At 72.9% G+C, this 19,193-nt stretch carries 17 protein-coding genes; 6 read left to right on the plus strand and 11 right to left on the minus strand.

Features of this window, described 5'->3' with window-relative positions; genetic code table 11:
- Positions 1–9 precede the first annotated feature (9 nt).
- Positions 10–375: a DUF1330 domain-containing protein gene (locus F7P10_RS08570; protein ID WP_151008863.1), complete on the plus strand. Its 366-nt coding sequence runs from the start codon at positions 10–12 to the stop codon at positions 373–375.
- Between the two features lie 7 nt (positions 376–382).
- On the opposite strand, the gene F7P10_RS08575 is transcribed toward F7P10_RS08570, so the two are convergent.
- Together F7P10_RS08575 and F7P10_RS08580 are read right to left on the minus strand one after the other, a co-directional pair.
- A complete protein-coding gene (locus tag F7P10_RS08575; RefSeq protein ID WP_151008864.1) occupies positions 383–607 on the minus strand; it encodes a zinc ribbon domain-containing protein in 225 nt (74 codons plus the stop codon).
- A 60-nt stretch (positions 608–667) separates the two neighbouring features.
- On the minus strand, positions 668–1,177 hold the full coding sequence (locus F7P10_RS08580) for an HNH endonuclease (RefSeq protein ID WP_151008865.1): 510 nt from the start codon (positions 1,175–1,177) through the stop codon (positions 668–670).
- A 268-nt stretch (positions 1,178–1,445) separates the two neighbouring features.
- On the opposite strand from F7P10_RS08580, the gene F7P10_RS08585 reads away from it, so the two are divergent.
- Together F7P10_RS08585 and F7P10_RS08590 are read left to right on the plus strand one after the other, a co-directional pair.
- Positions 1,446–3,530, plus strand: a complete 2,085-nt coding sequence (locus F7P10_RS08585; RefSeq protein ID WP_151008866.1) for a prolyl oligopeptidase family protein — start codon at positions 1,446–1,448, stop codon at positions 3,528–3,530.
- A gap of 12 nt (positions 3,531–3,542) precedes the next feature.
- The gene (locus F7P10_RS08590; protein ID WP_254716491.1) at positions 3,543–4,340 is read left to right on the plus strand and encodes a class I SAM-dependent methyltransferase; all 798 of its coding nucleotides are present in this window, start codon (positions 3,543–3,545) and stop codon (positions 4,338–4,340) included.
- A gap of 6 nt (positions 4,341–4,346) precedes the next feature.
- Here F7P10_RS08590 and F7P10_RS08595 read toward each other — a convergent pair whose 3' ends face one another.
- Entirely contained in the window at positions 4,347–4,952 is a 606-nt protein-coding gene (locus tag F7P10_RS08595) for a GNAT family N-acetyltransferase (protein WP_151008867.1), read from the minus strand.
- A gap of 115 nt (positions 4,953–5,067) precedes the next feature.
- Between F7P10_RS08595 and F7P10_RS42110 the strand changes: the two genes are divergently transcribed.
- From F7P10_RS42110 to F7P10_RS08610, 3 genes are all read left to right on the plus strand, one after another.
- Positions 5,068–6,723 carry a hypothetical protein gene (locus F7P10_RS42110; protein ID WP_176611359.1) on the plus strand — a complete coding sequence of 552 codons (1,656 nt, stop codon included), beginning with the start codon at positions 5,068–5,070 and terminating at the stop codon, positions 6,721–6,723.
- 305 nt (positions 6,724–7,028) lie between these two features.
- Positions 7,029–7,430, plus strand: coding sequence for a hypothetical protein (locus tag F7P10_RS08605; RefSeq protein WP_254716492.1), 402 nt, complete (start codon positions 7,029–7,031; stop codon positions 7,428–7,430).
- A 165-nt stretch (positions 7,431–7,595) separates the two neighbouring features.
- Positions 7,596–7,979: a globin gene (locus tag F7P10_RS08610; RefSeq protein ID WP_151008868.1), complete on the plus strand. Its 384-nt coding sequence runs from the start codon at positions 7,596–7,598 to the stop codon at positions 7,977–7,979.
- A gap of 88 nt (positions 7,980–8,067) precedes the next feature.
- Here F7P10_RS08610 and F7P10_RS08615 read toward each other — a convergent pair whose 3' ends face one another.
- The 8 genes from F7P10_RS08615 to cobA form a co-directional block, all read right to left on the minus strand.
- The gene (locus F7P10_RS08615) at positions 8,068–9,456 is read right to left on the minus strand and encodes a S28 family serine protease (protein WP_254716493.1); all 1,389 of its coding nucleotides are present in this window, start codon (positions 9,454–9,456) and stop codon (positions 8,068–8,070) included.
- A 267-nt stretch (positions 9,457–9,723) separates the two neighbouring features.
- Positions 9,724–10,161, minus strand: a complete 438-nt coding sequence (locus F7P10_RS08620; RefSeq protein WP_151008870.1) for a thioesterase family protein — start codon at positions 10,159–10,161, stop codon at positions 9,724–9,726.
- Positions 10,162–10,309: 148 nt separating this feature from the next.
- Positions 10,310–11,974, minus strand: coding sequence for an energy-dependent translational throttle protein EttA (gene ettA / locus F7P10_RS08625; RefSeq protein WP_151008871.1), 1,665 nt, complete (start codon positions 11,972–11,974; stop codon positions 10,310–10,312).
- A gap of 91 nt (positions 11,975–12,065) precedes the next feature.
- On the minus strand, positions 12,066–13,352 hold the full coding sequence (locus F7P10_RS08630) for a GGDEF domain-containing protein (RefSeq protein WP_151008872.1): 1,287 nt from the start codon (positions 13,350–13,352) through the stop codon (positions 12,066–12,068).
- Positions 13,353–13,505: 153 nt separating this feature from the next.
- Complete coding sequence (locus tag F7P10_RS08635; protein ID WP_151008873.1) at positions 13,506–13,904, minus strand: single-stranded DNA-binding protein; 399 nt, start codon at positions 13,902–13,904, stop codon at positions 13,506–13,508.
- Positions 13,905–14,003: 99 nt separating this feature from the next.
- Positions 14,004–15,710, minus strand: coding sequence for an ABC transporter (locus F7P10_RS08640; RefSeq protein ID WP_254716494.1), 1,707 nt, complete (start codon positions 15,708–15,710; stop codon positions 14,004–14,006).
- Positions 15,707–17,800 carry an AAA family ATPase gene (locus F7P10_RS08645; RefSeq protein ID WP_254716495.1) on the minus strand — a complete coding sequence of 698 codons (2,094 nt, stop codon included), beginning with the start codon at positions 17,798–17,800 and terminating at the stop codon, positions 15,707–15,709. The genes F7P10_RS08640 and F7P10_RS08645 overlap by 4 nt, the downstream gene beginning before the upstream one ends.
- The gene (gene cobA, locus F7P10_RS08650; RefSeq protein ID WP_151008874.1) at positions 17,797–19,059 is read right to left on the minus strand and encodes a uroporphyrinogen-III C-methyltransferase; all 1,263 of its coding nucleotides are present in this window, start codon (positions 19,057–19,059) and stop codon (positions 17,797–17,799) included. The genes F7P10_RS08645 and cobA overlap by 4 nt, the downstream gene beginning before the upstream one ends.
- Positions 19,060–19,193: the final 134 nt, after the last annotated feature.

Below are 19,193 nucleotides of genomic sequence, written 5' to 3' on the forward strand. Positions count from 1 at the left end.
GAGATCGCCATGACCGCCTACGCCCTCGCCCACCTGTACCCGCAGGCGCCCCTGCACGACGACGTCTTCACCTACATCGAGCGCATCCAGGGCACGATGGACCCGTTCGGCGGCCGTTTCCTCGTGCACGCCACGGACGCCGAGGTGATGGAGGGCCCGTTCGAGGGCGGGTACGTCCTCATCGAGTTCCCCGACATCGAGAGCGCACGCGCCTGGTTCGCGTCGGACGCCTACCAGGCGATCGTCCGGATGCGGACGGACAACATGGCGGGCACGGCCGTCCTGCTGCAGGGCGTCCCGGCGGGCTACGACGCCGCCGCCACCGGCCGCGCCATGCGCGCCGCCCAGGAGGCCGCGGCCGCGCAGGCCGGGTGAGCGGCCGTCAGGAGCAGCAGCCTCCGCCGCAGCAACCGCCGCCGCCACCGGCGGACGGCGGGGGCTGCGGTGCGCCGCCGCGGGCCGAACCGGTCACCGCGACCGTCGACAGCAGCTTGACGGTGTCGTCGTGGCCGTCCGGGCACGGCGCCGGGTCGGACGCGTTGATCATGGGCCGCGAGACCTCGAAGGTCGACCCGCAGGCGCGGCAGCGGTAGTCATAGCGTGGCACGCCTCAAATATAAGGTCACGCGGCCGCTCCGGTCACGCCCGGGAGGTGCCGCGGGCCCGGTCAGGCGGCGGGCTCGGTCACGTACGGGGCCCACTGGGGGTCGCCGTCGTGGACGATGCCGATCAGCCGCCAGTGCGCGCCGCGCGGGACGCCCGGCGCCTCCGGCAGCGTCCAGCCCAGTTCGTCCAGCAGCCGGTCCGCCTTGCGGTGGTTGCACGTCGTGCAGGACGCCACGCAGTTCTCCCACGAGTGGGGCCCGCCGCGGCTGCGGGGATGGACGTGGTCGATCGTCTCGGCGCGGCGGCCGCAGTACACGCAGCGGAAGTTGTCGCGGCGCATGAGCGCGGCGCGGGTCAGCGGGACGCGGGTGCGGAACGGGATCCGCACGTAGCGGCGGAGGCGGATGACGGACGGCACCTCGACGGCCATCGTGGCCGAGTGCAGCACCGCGCCGGTGACGTCGTGATGGACGATCTCGGCCTTCTCCCGGAGCACGAGGCAGACCGCCCGGCGGAGCGGGAGCGTCGTGAGCGGTTCGTACGTCGCGTTCAGGAGGAGGACCTGTCGCATCAGACGGCCTCCGTCGCGTCCGGTATCGCCTCGGCGGGCGCGGCTGCGCGCACGTCCCGCCGAGGCCGGAATATGCTCTCCGGCACCTGCGAACCCGCCATGAGGACCTCCTCCGGGGCGAACCGACACCCTCAGTGTGGCCTGTGCGAGGCCCGTTCGGCTACCCCAATAATTCCCATCTATGGGTCAGATCGAACGCAAAAGCCCACCTCGTCCGTCCGGAGAGGCGGGAGGCGGGCACTCCCCGGCGGCAAATACAGTGCATCCCATGACGCCGTATCCGCCCGCGCACCGCGAGGACATCGTCGAGGAGATCCACGGCCACCGGGTCGCCGATCCCTACCGCTGGCTCGAGGACGTCGACGACGACGACACCCGCGAGTGGCTCTCCGCGCAGGACGAGCTCTTCCACAAGGTCGTCGACGATCTCCCCGGGCGGGACGTGCTGCGGCGGCGGCTGCGCGAGCTGCTGGGCGCCGGCAGCGTCGGCTCCCCGATCTGGCGCGGCGACCGGCGGTTCTTCACCCGGCGCACCGCGGACCAGGAGCATCCCGTCCTCTACACGGCGGGCCCGGACGGCGCCGAGCGCGTCCTCATCGACCCGACGGCGCTCGACCCGGACGGCACCACCACGCTCGACGGCTGGCAGCCCGACAAGGAGGGCCGCCGCCTCGCCTACAAGATCTCCCAGGGCGGGGACGAGGAGTCGCTGCTGTACGTCATGGACGTCGAGTCCGGCGAGACGATCGAGGGGCCGATCGACCGCGCCCGCTACTCGTCCGTCGCGTGGCTGCCCGGCGGCGAGGCGTACTACTACACGCGCCGCCTGCACGCCCGGGACGTCCCCGAGGGCGAGGAGCAGTACCACCGGCGCGTCTACCTGCACCGCGTCGGCACCGAGCCCGACACCGACGACGTGCTGATCTTCGGCGAGGGCCGCGACAAGACCAACTACTACGGCGTCGGCGTCAGCCGCGACGGCCGCTGGCTCACGGTCTCGTCCTCGCAGGGCACCGCGCCCCGCAACGACCTGTGGATCGCCGACCTGGCCGCCTCGGCGCCCGAGCGGCCCGCGCTGCGCGCCGTCCAGGAGGGCGTGGACGCCGAGACGGGCCTGCACGTCGGGCGGGACGGGCGCGCGTACGTCTTCACCGACCGCGACGCCCCGCGCGGCCGGCTCTGCGTCGCCGATCCGGCGGACCCGTCGCCCGCGGGCTGGACGGATCTGATCCCCGAGGACCCCGAGGCCGTGCTGAGCGACTTCGCGATCCTCGACGGGACGGACGGGCTGGAACGTCCCAAGCTCCTGGTCGGCTGGACGCGGCACGCGATCAGCGAGATCACCGTGCACGACCTGGAGACCGGCGAGCGGCTCGGCCAGGTGCCCACGCCGGGCCTCGGCTCGATCGGCGGGATCGTGGAGCGGCCGGAGGGCGGCCACGAGGCGTGGTTCGGCTACACCGACAACGTCACGCCCTCCGCCGTCCTGCGCTACGACGCCCGCACCGGCGAGACCACGACCTGGGCGACCGCGCCCGGAAGCGTCGAGGTGCCGGAGATCGAGGCCCGCCAGGTCGTCTACCCCTCGCGGGACGGCACGGACGTGCGGATGCTCGTGATCTCCCGTCCGGACGCGTCGGGGGCGCGTCCCGCGATCCTGTACGGGTACGGCGGGTTCAACATCTCGCTCACCCCGGCGTACTCGGCGAGCATCCTCGCCTGGGTGGAGGCGGGGGGTGTGTACGCGATCGCGAACCTGCGGGGCGGATCCGAGGAAGGCGAGGAGTGGCACCGCGCGGGGATGCGTGAGCGCAAGCAGAACGTGTTCGACGACTTCCACGCCGCCGCCGAGAAGCTCGTCGCCGACGGCCTCACGACCTCCGACCGGCTCGCGATCTCGGGCGGGTCGAACGGCGGGCTGCTCGTCGGGGCCGCGCTGACGCAGCGTCCAGACCTCTACCGGGCGGTCGTGTGCTCGGCGCCGCTGCTGGACATGGTCCGGTACGAGCGGTTCGGGCTCGGCCAGACCTGGAACGACGAGTACGGGACGGCCGACGACCCCGAGGAGTTCGGCTGGCTGATCGGCTACTCCCCCTACCACCACGTCCACCCCGGGACCGCCTACCCGGCGACGCTGTTCACGACGTTCGGCAGCGACACCCGCGTCGACCCGCTGCACGCCCGCAAGCTGTGCGCGGCGCTGCAGCACGCGACGGCGTCCGACCTCCCGGTCCTGCTGCGCGACGAGGCGGAGGTCGGGCATTCGGCCCGGTCGGTGTCGCGGTCGGTGGACCTGACGACCGACACGCTCTCGTTCATCGCGGCCCAGACGGGCCTCACTTTTGACGGGTGATCTAATAGTGGGGTGAGTGCAACGACCGTGCACGACCGCGTCCTCGACCTCCTGCGGGATCCGCCCGCCGCGCCGGACACCTCGGCGGGCTACCTCGACCTGCTCGACCCCGAGGAGGAGCGGGCGCCGTCCCTCGCCCAGTCGGTGATGGAATCGACGTTCCTCCCGCAGATCTACGAGAAGGTGTGGCGGCCGATCGGCTTCAACATCGCCAAGGGCTGGCCGATCGGCCCCGGCACCGCCGCCGAGCAGGCGATGACCCGCGCCTGGCTCGGCCTCGGCCGGCCGGGCGCCGCGGACCGGCCGGCCGCGACGGTGCTGGACGTCGCGTGCGGGCCGGGCAACGTGACGCGCGCGCTCGCGGCGGGCGTCGGCGACGGCGGCCTCGTCGTCGGTGTCGACGCCTCCGCCACCATGCTCGGCCGCGCCGTCGCCGACACGTCCGGCCCCGAGGTGCGGCCCGAGGTGCGGTACGTGCGCGGGGACGCCGTCGACCTGCCGTTCCGCGACGCCGCCTTCGACGCCGTCTGCTGCTTCGGCGCCCTGTACCTGTTCGACGACCCGTGGCGGGCGGTCGACTCGATGACCCGCGTCCTCAAGCCGGGCGGGCGGCTGACGGTCCTCACCTCGCGCCGCCTGGGGCTGCCCGCGTCCCGCGCCGGCGTCGCGCTGCTGCGCCGCGCCACCGGCTACACCGTCTTCGGCGACCGCGAGGTCACCCGGGCGCTCACCGAGCGCGGCTACACCCGCGTCAAGCAGCGCCGCTACCCGCTCATGCAGGCGGTGGGCGGGACGCTGCCACCGCGCTGAGCGCCCCTAGCGCAGGAGTTTCTCGATGTAGATGTTGACGATGCCGCCGATCGTCTCGCGGCGCGTCTCCGTCCACCCGAAACGGCGGTAGAGGGCGAGTGCGGGCTCCTGCAGCTCGGTGGTGTCGGCGCGCAGGATCCGGTAGCCGAGGTCGGCGGCGCGCTGCTCGAGGGCGGTGACCACGGCGGCGCCGTAGCCGCGGCGCTGCAGCGCGGGCAGCACCCGCAGCCGCACCATCTCGACGGCGTCGAGCGCGGTGCCGCCGAGCGAGAAGCCGCCGAAGGCGCGGGCGTGCCCGCCGGGCACGAGGTCGGCGCGGCGCAGGCCGCCCATGGCGACGATGGCGCCGTCGAGCTCGCCGACGAGGAACTCGCCGTCGTTGCGGAGGTAGATGTCCTCCATCCGGAAGAAGTCGTGGTCGTAGTAGACGCCGTCGCCGGGGCGCAGGCCCACCTGGGCGAGGCCCTCGCGGTGCAGGGCGAGGACGACGCCGTGGTCGGTGGCGTGGTAGCGGCGCAGGCGCAGTTCGCCGAAGCGCCATTCGGGGGGCTCGTCCGCGACGCGGACGAGAGCGCGGGCGCCCTGCCAGCGGGCGCCGTCCGAGGTCGTCATGGGGAGGGTCAGACCTGTTCGGCCGGGGGACGGACGGGGTGTTCTGCGCGGGGCTCGTCACCCACGGGCCGGCGAGGGCCTCGTAGAAGTCCCGCAGACCGGGCGCGTCGCCGCCGTGCTCGGCGGCGACGGCCGCGCCGATCTGCCGCGCGCGGTGCACGAGGATGTCGGACCGGTGGTCGGCGGGCAGGTCGAGGATGGCCTCCTGCCCGGCGGCGAGCGCCGCCTCCGGTTCACCGGCGTGCAGCCTGCAGATGGCGCGGTCGAGCCGGACGAGCGTCCGGTCGACGCGGTCGGTGGGCTCGTACAGGGTGAGCGCGTGGCTCAGCACCTCGTCGCCCTGCCGGTGGTCGCCGAGGCTGGTGAAGGTGTCGCCCTCGTAGAACGCCATCTGCCGGTCGGTGAAGCCGAACACCAGGTCGCCGGTGTCGGTCTTGGACAGCTGGTCGAACACCGAGCGTCCGCGCACCAGGGCGCGGCGGGCGCTCGGCGCGGCGTCCCCGCGGCCGCGCATCGCCAGCATGCCGAGCGCGCGCGCCTCCACGGCGGGCGCCATCGCGGCGGCCACCCCGGGCGTGCGGCCGGCGAGGTCCTGCGCCTTGCGGGCCAGGTGGAGGGCCTCCCGCGGGTCGCCGTAGTACATCGGAACGAGCGACTCGCGGACCGTCACCCAGGCGCGCAGCTGCCGGTCGCCGGTCTCGTCGGCCGCGGTCCGGGCCGTCCGGAAGAACGAGCGGGCCAGCCGGTGGTCGCCCAGGTTGATCATGATCAGCCCGGACAGCCCGGACAGCTGCGCCGCGATCCGGCACAGCCGTTCCTGCAGCTCCACGGGCTGCCGCTGGTCGCACATGCGCCGCACCTCGCTGAAGTCCAGCAGCACGTCGCACAGCATCCGCAGGGACGGCGTCGCCTGGTACTGGCGGCCGTACCCGTAGGTGGTCTCCTCCCACTGGTCGAGCATGGTCGGCGAAACGGTCGCGCCGACGAGGGTGTCGTCCATCTTGCGGCGCAGGCTGTCGACCGTTCCGAGGATCTGGCCGTCGAGCGGCACGCCCGCACCGGCCAGCAGTTGCAGAAGGGTTCTGCGGAGCACGATGTCCTCCTCTCCCACATCAATGTTCAGGGGGCCGTCGGCGCGGTCGGGGCCCCGGAGGTCGTTGCCGGCGGGCCAGGGCGGGTCCCCGGCACCGGGCACGATCGCCCCGACGAGCGGACGGGTGTCGGGTTCCCGGACCACCGCGGGCCGGTCGGGCACGCGCGGCGGGGCCACCGCGGCGGACGTGCCCGCACGGGCGCCGTGGCCGCGGCCGCAGATACAGGGACCCTGGTAGTCCAGCTCCTGGGGTTCGACCCGGTAGACGGCGCAGAGGTAGTGGAGGTACTCGGGGCCCGGTCGTTTGTAGCCGCTCTCGTAGGCCGAAAGCAGCGTCTCCCCCAGCCGGGGCAGCGGCTTGCCGTCGATCTCGTAGAGCGCCTTGACCTGGGCGACGATGTCGGACAGCGCGACCCCGTGGGCGAGCCGGTGCGCCTTGACGCGGCTCGTGCCGAACAGCGGTGCGCACTGCTCGTGGATCTCGCGTGCGATCTGCGCGGCGCCGCGCCCGCGGGCGAGGCCGTGCGCGCGGATCCGGCGCGCGACGTCCGTCTCTTTCCGGGGGGGTTCCGACATCGCCTCCGGCCTCCTCACCGTCCTGCCGACACGTTCGTCACCCCGGGGAGAGGCGATCGTCCCTGCCACAGCGACCGGCAACCAATTGGCCACGAGAGATAATCTCTCGCGCACGCAGCGTAACTCTGGGGGCAGGGGCGGCCAAGCTTTTCCCGATAACGGGTAAGACCGTGGGGTGATCCTCACCACCCAGGGTAGAGAATCTTCCTCCGCCGGATAGGAACCTTCCCCCAGCGGGTGGAACCTCTGTACTTCGCCGTGCGCGCCGCCCCTTGACCCGGCAGTGTGAGAATTGCAATTCTCGCCGGGAGTAACGGACCGGATCCGCAGAGTCGATCGATCGGCCGGGCGGGCGCGGCGCGGCGCGGGACCTCCCGCGGCGGCGCACGGAGGGGAAGGGGTGCGGAGTGGTCAGCGACGAACGCGTCGGCTACCTGCAGGAGCTGGAGTGCGAGCTCGGCACGCGCGGTCTCGTCGCCCGCGTCGTCCGGACCCGCTCCGGGCCGGCGTTCCTGCGCGTGGTGAACCCGGATGCCGCGAGCCTCGCCGAGGACGTCACGTGCGCCCCGGTCCCCGGCGGCCGCGACCACTACTACTGGTGGTCCTGGGGCGAGCGGATGGTCCGCGTGGGCGACCCGGACGCCGCCGCGCGCAAGCTGGCGCACGTCCTGCAGCCGCTCGCACCGCCCCCGCCGGGCCCGGCGGCCCCCGAGACCGTTCACCCACCCGTCCGCGAGCACCGGGAGCCGGCGGCGTGCGAGCGCCGCGCGCCGGTGCCCGCGGGAGAGCGGCCGCCGAGCCGCTGCTGAGACCGGGCGCGTCCCGTGGTGCCCGCGGCCGGAACGGCGCGGTGGCCGCGGACCCGCGGGGCGCGTTCGCCCGGCCGGGCTTTCCGGCCGGCCGGTGAAGTCGTGTGATCAAGGTGGCGGCGGGGCATCGCGGGCGGGCCCGTCTCGCATAGGGTGGGGGGCGCTATGACGGAAAAGGTGACCTTCTACGAGGCGGTCGGCGGCGAGGAGACCTTCCGCCGGCTGGTCCACCGCTTCTACCAGGGTGTGGCCGGCGACCCCGAACTGCGGGCCATGTACCCCGAGGAGGATCTCGGACCCGCCGAGGAGCGGCTGCGGCTGTTCCTCATCCAGTACTGGGGCGGGCCGGGCACCTACAGCGAACGGCGCGGGCATCCGCGGCTGCGGATGCGGCACGTCCCGTTCGTCATCGGCCTGGCCGAGCGGGACGCGTGGCTGCGGCACATGCGCGCCGCGGTGGACGAGCTCGAACTGCCCCCGGAGCTGGAGAAGATGCTCTGGGACTACTTCACGATGGCCGCGAACTCCATGGTGAACGCCCCCACATAGCGGGGACACCGTCGCGCTCGACGCGGCGCGGAGCACCCGATGCGGCCTGTGGGGGCCGCCCGCACCGGACGCGGACGGCCCCGGACGGCTAGAGCCGCGGCCGCTGCATCTGCAGCGGGTCGTCGGCGGGCGGGCCGGACCGCAGCGTGCGCGGCTCGTCCTGGACGCCCGCCCAGCGCCGCACGTCCGACTCCGCGTCGGCCTTCTGCTCGGCCGGCAGCTCGGCGATCAGCCGGGCGCTGTGGTTCTGCCCGGGCGCCACGTACACGTCGGAGTCACGGGCACCGCGGCCGAGCCGGAACGACTCGGCGCCCCACGGGTCGTTCTCGCCGTACACGAACAGCATGTGCTCGGCGTTCCGCCGCACCCAGCGGTCGATGTCGCGCATCGCCCGTCCGTGGTCGAACCGCATCGGGATGTCGCGCGGGACGTACGTGCGCGGCTGGTAGCTCGACTCGTGCCGCAGCAGCGGGCGCAGGTTGCGGAACTCCGGCTTGGGCCAGCCCAGCTGCGTCCCGGCCTGGTAGTAGTACGGGATGTACGGCTCGAGCCCCTGGTCGGTGTAGAACGACAGCCCCGACACGGTGTCGAGCGCCGCGTAGATCTCGTCGTCCGAGGCGGTCGGCGCGGGCAGCTCCACGCAGTCCGGCTCCAGGCTGTACTGCCAGAACGCCCACTCGAAGTCCATCACCGAGTTCTCGAACGCCCGGTCGGGCGTCCGCAGGATCTCGAACGTCCAGCCGTTCTCCGCCGCGGCCGCCGCGAACCGCTCGAGCATCGCCGGCCGCCGCTCGAGGAACTCCCGGGCGAGCGCCTTCACGTGCGCGTTGCACTCCGGGCTCCCGACCTCCTCGAAGAACCGGTCGTAGGCCCGGTCCTCCCGGTTCCGCACGTCGTTCGGCGCCACGTACACGACGCTGCCGTCCACGTCGTCCGGGTAGAACCGCTTGTGGTAGACGGCCGTCATGCCGCCCTTGCTGGCCCCCGTCGTGATCCACCTGCCCGAGTAGACGTCCTCGAGGGCCTCGATGATGCGGTGCTGGTCGGTCGCGGCCTGCCAGATCGTGTCCTTGCGCCAGTCCGCGGGCTCCGGCCGCGACGGGGTGAAGTACCGGTACTCCATCGAGATCTGGTTGCCGTCCACCAGCGCGGTGGGCTCGGCGGTGAACATGACCTCGGGCGTGTGGTAGCCGCTGGTGTAGAAGACCGTCGGCCGGTCGGTCGAGACGTGCTGGAGCATGATCCGCTGCTCGAACCACCGCCCCCGCGGCTTCCGGTGATCGACCGGCTGGCGGTAGGTCAGCCAGAACCACCGCTGCCCCGGGATCGTCGAGGGCTTCTCCGTCACCTCCATGCCCGGGATCGCGCCGAGCCGGGCGGCGATGTCGCCCGCTCGCGCCGTGACCGCCTGCGTGGTCGCCGCCTGTGCCGCGGTGAGGCCGGATCCGGCCAGACCCGCGGCGAGCACCAGCGCCACCGCCCCTTGTGAGACGCGCCGCATTGTGTCCCTTTCCACGTGGGTTCGCCACATTTGCGTCGCGACACTAGAGCGAAAACCCGGGCAAAAACGGATTACTGCGCCGCTCGTTACTTATCCGTGATCACCCGGTGTCATGCGGGCACGTTCCGAACTTTCCCGTGGAAGGGCGGAAAGAAGACGCAGGAGGTGGGCCGGAGTGCGGCACCGCGAGATCAGCTTCCGCGAAATCCCAGGCCGTCGCGCATGCGCACCTGCCCGGACGTGTCAGGGGCGCGGGGCCAGGTACCGGCCGATGAACTCGCGCTCGTAGGGGGTGAACCTGCGCAGCCGGTTGGCCTTGACGTCGAACGCGACGAGCGTCGAGGTGGCCTCGGCGTAGACGTTGTCGTCGTCCCGGACCTCGTAGGCGAGCTTGAACGACGCCGCGCGGGCCTCGGTCACCCACGTCTCGACCCGGATCGGGTACACGGTCGGCAGCAGCGGCAGCTTGTAGTCGATCTCGTGCCGCGAGATCACCATGCCGCGGACGGGTTCCTCGCCCTTGCGCACCGGGTCGCCGTGCAGCATCTCCAGCCGCGCGTCCTCCAGGTAGCCGAGGAACTTGACGTTGTTCACGTGCCCTTGCGAGTCGATGTCCCCGAAGCGGAGCTTGAACTCGTAGACGTGCCGGTACTCGGCCGCGGGCGGGTGGGGTGCCGTCATGTCCTCGCCTGGGGTTTCTGGGGGGTCGGTCGAACGGGCCCGATGCTACCCGCGGCCCATCGCGCCCTCGTACTGCGGGACGTGACAAAAACGGCCGCCGCCACGCGCACGGGCGTGGCGGCGGCCGTCTCGCGAGCCGCCGGTCCGGCTAGTCGCGGGTCAGCTTGCGGTGCGTGACGCGGTGCGGGCGGGCCGCGTCGGCGCCGAGCCGCTCGATCTTGTTCTTCTCGTAGTCGGCGAAGTTGCCCTCGTACCAGAACCAGCTCGAGCCGCCCTCCCACGCGAGGATGTGGGTGGCGATGCGGTCCAGGAACCACCGGTCGTGCGAGGTGATCACGGCGCAGCCGGGGAACTCCAGCAGCGCGTTCTCCAGGCTCGACAGGGTCTCGGTGTCGAGGTCGTTGGTCGGCTCGTCCAGCAGCAGGACGTTGCCGCCCTGCTTGAGGGTCAGCGCCAGGTTCAGCCGGTTGCGCTCGCCGCCCGACAGGACGCCCGACGGCTTCTGCTGGTCGGGGCCCTTGAAGCCGAACGCCGCGACGTAGGCGCGGGACGGCATCTCGACCTGGCCGACGTTGATGTGGTCGAGCCCGTCGGACACGACCTGCCACACGGTCTTCTTGGGGTCGATGCCGCCGCGGCCCTGGTCGACGTAGGAGACCTTCACCGTGTCGCCGAGCCGCATGTCGCCGCCGTCCGGCTGCTCCTGGCCGACGATCATGCGGAACAGCGTGGTCTTGCCGACGCCGTTCGGGCCGATGATCCCGACGATGCCGTTCGGGGGGAGGTTGAACGACAGCTCGTCCATCAGGACCCGGTCGTCGAAGCCCTTGGTCAGCTTGTCGGAGACGATCACCGTGTTGCCCAGGCGCGGGCCCGGCGGGATCTGGATCTCCTCGAAGTCCAGCTTGCGGGTCTTCGCGGCCTCCGCGGCCATCTCCTCGTACCGCTCGAGGCGCGCCTTGCTCTTCGTCTGCCGCGCCTTCGGGTTCGAGCGGACCCACTCCAGCTCGTCCTGCAGGCGCTTCTTGCGCTTGGCGTCCTTGTTGCCCTCGACCTTGAGCCGCTCCGCCTTCTTCTCCAGGTAGACGGAGTAGTTGCCCTCGTAGGGGTAGCAGCGGCCCCGGTCGAGCTCCAGGATCCACGTCGCGACGTTGTCGAGGAAGTACCGGTCGTGGGTGACGGCGAGGACGGTGCCCTCGTACTTGGCGAGGAACTGCTCGAGCCACTGCACGCTCTCGGCGTCCAGATGGTTGGTGGGCTCGTCCAGCAGCAGCAGGTCGGGGGCCTCCAGCAGGAGCTTGCAGAGCGCGACGCGGCGCCGCTCGCCACCCGACAGCTTGGTCACCTCGGCGTCCGGGGACGGGCACCGCAGCGCGTCCATCGCCTGCTCGAGCTGGCTGTCGAGGTCCCAGGCGTTGCGGTGGTCCAGCTGCTCCTGCAGCTTGCCCATCTCCGCCATCAGCTCGTCGGTGTAGTCCGTCGCCATCTGCTCGGCGATCTGGTTGAACCGGTCGAGCATCGCCTTGGTCTCGGCGACGCCCTCCTCGACGTTCTCCAGAACGGTCTTCTCCTCGTTGAGCGGCGGCTCCTGCTGCAGCATCCCGACCGTGAAGCCCGGCATGAGGCGCGCGTCACCGTTCGACGGCTGTTCCAGACCGGCCATCATCCGCAGCAGCGTCGACTTACCGGTGCCGTTCGGCCCCAGGACGCCGATCTTGGCGCCTGGAAGGAAATGCAGGGTGACGTCGTCCAGGACGACCTTGTCGCCATGTGCCTTGCGCACACGCTGCATCGTGTAGATGTACTCGGCCATAATTCTCAAGCCTAGAGGGTCCGCGGCACCGCTTGGTCGCACTCGCCCGGACATCACCGGATCGACCGTCCCGACGAGCGGGTGGCGGCCGTCAGGTCCCCGGGGCCCGGGGACCCTCGAGGGCGGGAAGGCACACCCGGTCGCGCCCGGACGATTTCGCCCGGTAGAGCGCGAGGTCGGCCGCCGCGAGCAGCTCGATCAGATCCTCCCCGTGGGTGTGGAAGAGCGCGACGCCGATCGACACCGTGACCGCCACCGTTCCGTCCTCCGCGGGGACCGCCAGCCGCTTCATCCGGCCCCGCAGCCGCTCCGCCACCCGGCACGCCTCGACCGTGTCGGCGCCCGGCAGGAGCACCACGAACTCCTCGCCGCCGAACCGGCCGACGACGTCGTAGTCGCGCAGCTGGTGGCAGAGCGTGCTCGCGACGCCGACCAGGACCTGGTCGCCGACCAGGTGGCCGTAGGTGTCGTTGACCCGCTTGAAGTGGTCGATGTCGATCAGCAGCAGCGCCAGTCCCGTGTGCGTCCGGTGCGCCCGAGACAGCTCGGTGTCGGCCTCCCGCTGCCAGGCCGCGGCGTTCAGCAGGCCCGTCTTGGCGTCCGTCCGCGCCGCCGCCTGCAGCTGCTGGTGCATCAGGCTGCGCTGCAGGAGCATCACCGGGGGCAGTGCCATGAGCAGCAGCCACGGCGTCAGCGCCGCGGTCACCACGACCAGGATGCCGAGGCACAGTTCCACCACGTCGAGGAGCAGGATCTCGCGGTTCCACAGGACGTCACGCCAGCGGGCCTGCGGGTTGGCCGCGTGCGCCGCGACCGCGACGAGCGCCGAGTTGACCACGGTGAACAGCGCGGCGCAGCCGACCGCCGCCGCCACCTCCGGGCACGCCTCCACCAGCCACCGCGCCCCCTCGAGCGGTTCGGGGACCACCTGATGGAACACCACCGAGGCGCAGGCACCCGCCAGCGCCAGCGCCGACGCCACCAGCGCCCGCCGGTACACCAGCGTGCGCCGCACCCGGAACTGCAGCAGCGCCTGCAACGGGATCGGCATCAGCAGCGCGTACACCGGCGGCAGCAGCAGCGCCACCGGCAGCCACCAGGCCGACAGCAGGTCCCGCCCCACGCCCGCCGGGATCCCCAGCCGGCGCGTCGCCTCGATGCACACCGCCCCGCAGGCCACCAGCGCCCCGAACGTCATCAGGTCGTCCGCACGCCAGGAGGCCGTGACCAGCCCCGCGGCGAGGAGCGCCACGTGGGCGGCGACGACCACGGGCACGTACACAACGAGCAGGGACGGACGCCCCGCGATCGTCCTGCGCCGAGGCCTGCGGGCCAGTTCCCCACCACGGTCCTCGGCGGACGACTGCACTGCCGTCATCCTTCCCCCTTACACGCATCACATTGTGTAACACGATAGTTGCAAGGTGTGCGGAAGGGGCGTGAAACAGGTACCTTCGGCAGGGCACATGCTGCTGACCTTCACGGGCACCCGCCTCCGCGTGATGGCGCGGACCGGCGGTGGCCCGGAGGGTCAGGCGGCTCTGGGTTCCCTGTCCGTGAGGGTCGCTCTGCGGGCGGGGGTGAACTCGGCGGTGCCTCGATTGAGGTCATGGCCCAAAGTCGCCGCCTCGATGTCGACGGCGGTGCGCCACCGGCCGTCGCGTTCGTACTGGCGGACGCGGAGACGGCCGGTGACGACGACGGGGGTGCCGCGGCCGACCTGCGAGGCCTGCACGTTGTCGGCGAGGGTCCGGCGGCAGATGGCGTTCATGAACTGCGTCTCCTGGTCGATCCACTCCCCGGTCTCCCGGTCGTAGCGGCGGGGCGTGCAGCCGATCCGCAGCGAGAGGAACGGGACGCCGTTCGCCGTGACCACGTACGTGGGTTCGGCGACCGCCCAGCCGATGACGGTGACGTGCGCTTCGTTCACGGTTACCTCCGGTGTTCGCGTGATTCCACGTTGACGCGGCGGCGAGACGACCGAAAGGGGAACCCGAGGTTGTGGATAACCCGGATCGGCGAGGGCGGTTCAGCGGCCGAGGGCGAGGGTGACGTCGTGGCGGAAGGCGGCGTAGGTGCGCAGGTCCGCCTCGACGGGCTCGACGACCTTCTCGCGCGCGACCCGTTCGATGCCCTCGCGCATGTGCTCCTCCATCTTGTCCCCGTGCTTGGCGGACGAGAGGGCCACCAGGTTGCGGCAGGCCGACGTGGTGAGCCGGCCCATGCCGAGGGTGCACAGGACGAGGACGGCGACGTAGGGGATCAGGCCCGCGTCGCCGAGGGGGCCGGGGGCGGTGGCGTCCATGAGGCCGTAGCCGACGAGGACCGCGATCCACACGGTGCCGAGGCCGGCGACGAGGGCCAGGAAGTACTGCCAGGTCTTGACGAGCCACCACCAGCGGGGCACCTGGTTGAAGCTGGGGAGGGCCGCGCGGAGGGACTCGCCGAGGGCCTCGGGGATCTCGGCGGCGCGGGACCGGGCCGCCGTCCGGACGGACCGGGCCCAGTGCACGGGCAGTTCGGCGGCGACGCCCTCCGCGACGCCCTGGAGTGCGACGTCCACGTCGCCCTGCTGGGCCCCGACGGGGCCGGTGAACGCGTCCCGGAGTTCCTCGCGGAGTTCGGTGAGGCGCATCCGGCGCAGCGGGTCGGAGCGGAGCCGGTTGACGAGCGTGGTGACGGGCCAGTCGATGAAGTCGGCGGCGCGCAGCTCGTAGGCGCTCTCCATGGCCTCGGCGACCGCGGGGGCACCGGCGGCGTCGCCGAACGCCTGGACGAGCTCGGCGCGGCGGCCGTCGTCGATCGTGGCGGGCGGTTCGGCGGGCCCGCGATGCTCGGCGAAGCGTTCGGCGATCCGGTCGACGTCGGTGGACAGGCGCTCGCTGCGGGCGCGCCGGGCGGCGACGGTGTCGACGAGGACGTCGCGGAAGCCGGTGACACCGTCCTCGGCGACGGCGGACGACGTCACGATGCGGGGGTCGGCGAGGCCCTCGGCCTCGAGGAGGCGGCGCAGGTCGGCGACGCAGTCGTCGATCTCGGCGGGGCCGAGCCGGTCGACCTGGTTCAGCACGATCAGGGTGACGCCGGTGTGCCGGGCGAACGGGATGATGTAGTTGCGGTGCAGGGCCGCGTCGGCGTACTTCTGCGGGTCGACGACCCAGACGAGGAGGTCGGCGACGGTGACGAACCGGTCGACCTCGGCGCGGTGCATCGCCTGGATCGAGTCGTGGTCGGGCAGGTCGAGCAGGACGAGTCCCTGCAGGGAGCCGTCGGAGCGTTCCGTCGCGCCCGCGCGGGCGAAACGGTGCTTCTTGTCGACGTCGAGCCAGTCGAGGAGGGGGCCGGCGCCGTCGAGGCCCCAGACGCACGCGTGCGCCTTGGAGGTCATCGGGCGGCGCATCCCCGGCGGGGACAGTTCGAGGCCGCAGATGGCGTTGAACAGGGACGACTTGCCGCTACCGGTCCCGCCCGCGAGGGTCACGACGGTGTGCTCGCCGGACAGCTTGAGCCGCTGCCCGGCGCGGTCGAGGAGGGCCCCGGCGTCCTCGAGGAGGGGCCGGTCGAGCCGTCCGGTGCCCGCCCGGACGAGCCGGTCGAGGCCGTCGAGGCGGTCGGTGAGACCGGGGGCGGCCGCGGGCTCGGCGGGGGGCGCGACGGCGTCGGCCGGGACGGGGATCGGGCCGGTGCCGGCCGGAGAGCCCGCCGGTGAGTTCGCGGGGACGGCCGATGTCGTCATCGGGCAACCTCGAGGTTGTAGGTGGCCTGGTAGAGCTGGACGGGGACGGTCTCGTCGGGGATGCCGGCGGCGTCGAGGACCTGCCCGAACCGGATCGCCTCCTCGTCGAACAGCATCCCGATGCGGCTGCGCAGGTCGGCGCGCGCCTTGGCGCCCATGCCGCGGAGCGACTCGGCGCCGAACAGGGCCTTGAGCAGGCGCTGCGGGACGGCGCCGCCCTCGTCGCCCGCGGCGCCGTGGCCGAGCAGCCCGACGGTCAGGACGAGCGAGACCGCCTCGGTGTCGAACGAGACCAGCTTGGCGACCGAGCGCTTGGTCACCCCTTCGGTGCGGATCAGCTCCTGGACGTGGTCCTGCCAGGCGCTGACGGCGCGGGTGACGCGGCGGGCGAGTTCCGGGGAGGCGGTGCCGATCTCGGCGGCGGGCCCGGACACGACGGGGCCGCCCGCCGGGTGCTCGCGCCACAGGGCGAGGACGTGCTCGGCGCCTCGCTCGGCGGAGGCGAGGATCAGTGACTCCAGGCTGCTGCGCAGGGCGGCCTTGAGCGCGCGCACACGGGTGGGGCTGCGCCGGCGCCGGTTCGAGCCGCGCCCCTTGCGGGTGCGCTGGACGTGGAGGGAACGCAGGAGGTCGCCCGTCCCGGCGAAGTCCTGCCAGCGGGCGAGCGCCTCGCCGCGCAGCAGGGACCCGTCGCGGGTGGCCTCGTCCAGTTCGGCGAGGGCGGTGCCGTAGCCGGACTCGACGGCGCGGGCGAGCTCGGCGCGCTGCCCGGCCTGCGCCTCGACGTGCTCGCCGATCTCGGACACGCGCTCGCGGATGCTGTCCAGGACGGCGGCGAGGGTGTCGCCGACGACGATCTCACGGCCGGAGGTGTCGGCGGCGACGCCGGTCAGCCATTCGCGGACGTCGGCGACGGCCTCCTCGGGGAGGCGGCTCTCCTCGATGCGGGTCTCGGGGACGGTGAACCGGCGGGCCTCGCCGACCCCGTGCTCGGCCAGCATCTCGCCGAAGTGCTCGACGACCTCGGCGGCGCCCGCGCCCGCGGAGCCCTGCGGGACGCGCGACAGCACGACGCCGACCGTGGCGCCGTTCTCCTTCGCGCGGTCGATCATCTGCCACACCATCGCGTCGGCGTAGCGGGCGGCGGTGGTGACGCACAGCCACAGGTCGGCGGCCGCCATCAGCTTGGTGGCGAACTCGTAGTGGTCCTCGAAGACGGAGTCGAAGTCGGGGCTGTCGAGGAGGGCCAGGCCGGGCGGCAGCGCCTCGCTGGCGATGACGACGAGCTGGTCGCCGGCGATCGCGTCCGGCGCGGGCCCCCGGACGCGGCCCATGCCGGGCAGCAGCGGCCCCTCCAGGAACCAGTCCGCGTGGTCGGGGTGGCAGACCAGGATCGGGCTGCTGGTGGTGGGGCGGAGCACGCCGGTGGCGCTGACGCGGGACCCGACGAGCGTGTTGACCAGCGTCGACTTGCCCGCGCCGGTCGATCCGCCGAGGACCACCAGCAGCGGCGTGCCGGCGGCCTGGATGCGCGGGAGGACGTAGTCCTCGATCTGGGCGCGGAGGTCGGCGCGGGCTTCCCTGGCCTCGTCGGCGCCGGGCAGGTCGAGGACGAACTCGAACGAGCCGAGGGAAGCGCGGAGCGTCTTCAGGGCCTGGATCAGCTCCCCTTGCCGGACGGTGCCGGCGCCGGCGCGGGGATCGCGCCGCGCGGGCTCCGCACCGCCCTCCGCCGCGGATTCGCCGGTCTCCCGGCCTCCGGCCGGCTCCTCGGACGTGCCGGACGGCTCGGAGGGCGCGGGCTCGGCGTCCTCCTCGGCGTCCGCGTCCTCGTCCGCGTCCTTGCGCGCGTGCCTGCCCCTGGCCCTGCCCCTGCCCTTCTTCCCGTCGTCCTTCTTCCCGTCGTCCTTCTCGCTCGCGTCGTCCTCGGGGGCGGCACCGGACGCGGCGTCCGGTTCGGCGCGGCCGGCGGGCACGGCGCCGCCCGCGGACGTCCGCCGCTCGGGCGCCGCGGAGTCCCGTTCGCCGGGCCCCGGGCCGGTGCCCGCCTCCTCGTCGTGAACCGCGCTCTGCTCTGCGGGGGGTGTCACGGATCCCGTCCCATGTCGGCTGGAGTGTCGGATCGTTCGTCGGCTCTGATCATGTCGATCTCGCGCCCCACGGCCACCACGTCGCCCACCACGACGATCGCCGGGGGCCGGACGCCGGCGGCGGCCATCTCACCGGCCACCGTGGCGAGGGTGGCCGTGACCGTCCGCTGGCCGGGCCGGGTGCCGTCCTGGATCACGGCGACCGGCGTGTCGGACGCTCGACCATAGCGCACGAGGGTCTCGGCGATCAGCGGCATCCGCTCGACCGCCATGAGCAGGACGAGCGTGCCGTGGGCGGCGCCGAGGGCCGCCCAGTCGACCGTGGAGTCGGGGTGGTCCGGCGCGACGTGCGCGGACACCACGTGGAACTCCTGGGCGACGCCCCGGTGGGTGACCGGGATGCCCGCGGACGACGGCACGGCGACGGCACTGGTGATCCCGGGAACGACCGTCACGGGGACGCCGTGCCGGGCGCAGTGCAGCGCCTCCTCGCCGCCGCGCCCGAACACGAACGGGTCGCCGCCCTTGAGCCGGACGACGAACCGGCCGCGTTTCGCCTGCTCGACGAGGTGGTCGTTGATGCGTTCCTGGGTGACCGTCCGCCCGTAGGGGATCTTCGCGGCGTCGATGACCTCGACGTCGTCGGACAGCTCGTCCAGGAGTTCGGCGGGGACGAGCCGGTCGGTGACGACGACGTCGGCCATGCCGAGCAGCCGCCGCCCGCGCACGGTGATCAGCCCGGGGTCGCCGGGGCCGCCGCCGACGAGCGCCACGCCCACCGGCTTGCGCCGCGACTCGCGCGACTCGAGGGCGCCGTCGCGCAGCCCGTCCACCACGGCGTCGCGGATGCCGGCGGCGCGGCGCGGGTCGCCGCCGAGCAGCACCCCGACGGTCGCGTCCCCGGCGCGGCCGCTCGCGGGCGTCCAGGCGGGGGACGATTCGGCGTCGTCGGCCCGCACGGACCAGATCCGCGCGGACTCGGCCTCCGCGACGACCTCCCCGTTGACCTTGGCGTCGTCGGTCACGGCCTGGACGAGCCAGGCGCCGGCGCAGTCGCCGCGGCGGTAGGGGCGGCGGTGCCAGGCGACCCGGCCGTCGTCGATCAGCGCCTCCAGGGACGCGGTCACCTCGGGGGACACCAGCACGACCTCGGCGCCGGCGGCCAGCAGCGCGGGCACGCGGCGCTGGGCGACCCGGCCGCCGCCGACGACGACGACGCGTCGCCCGGCGAGTCGCAGGCCTAGCAGGTACGGGGGCACGTCGGGATATCTCTCGCTCGTACGGTCTGGGTGACTTGCGGGCGCCGGTGACCGACAAGTTTCTTCGTTCAACTTTCTTCGTTCAACAACGTTACTCGGGTTGGCGAGTCCATGGAGAGGGGCTCCCGCGAGTC

It is taken from the genome of Actinomadura sp. WMMB 499, assembly GCF_008824145.1.
Taxonomy (GTDB): domain Bacteria; phylum Actinomycetota; class Actinomycetes; order Streptosporangiales; family Streptosporangiaceae; genus Spirillospora.

Bases quoted from the DNA above. Each gene is read 5' to 3' on its own strand.
- F7P10_RS08570 (WP_151008863.1), top strand. From the start codon at position 10: ATGACCGCCTACGCCCTCGCCCACCTGTACCCGCAGGCGCCCCTGCAC.
- F7P10_RS08580 (WP_151008865.1), bottom strand. From the start codon at position 1,177: ATGCGACAGGTCCTCCTCCTGAACGCGACGTACGAACCGCTCACGACG.
- F7P10_RS08585 (WP_151008866.1), top strand. From the start codon at position 1,446: ATGACGCCGTATCCGCCCGCGCACCGCGAGGACATCGTCGAGGAGATC.
- F7P10_RS08595 (WP_151008867.1), bottom strand. From the start codon at position 4,952: ATGACGACCTCGGACGGCGCCCGCTGGCAGGGCGCCCGCGCTCTCGTC.
- F7P10_RS08610 (WP_151008868.1), top strand. From the start codon at position 7,596: ATGACGGAAAAGGTGACCTTCTACGAGGCGGTCGGCGGCGAGGAGACC.
- F7P10_RS08620 (WP_151008870.1), bottom strand. From the start codon at position 10,161: ATGACGGCACCCCACCCGCCCGCGGCCGAGTACCGGCACGTCTACGAG.
- ettA (WP_151008871.1), bottom strand. From the start codon at position 11,974: ATGGCCGAGTACATCTACACGATGCAGCGTGTGCGCAAGGCACATGGC.
- F7P10_RS08630 (WP_151008872.1), bottom strand. From the start codon at position 13,352: ATGACGGCAGTGCAGTCGTCCGCCGAGGACCGTGGTGGGGAACTGGCC.
- F7P10_RS08640 (WP_254716494.1), bottom strand. From the start codon at position 15,710: ATGACGACATCGGCCGTCCCCGCGAACTCACCGGCGGGCTCTCCGGCC.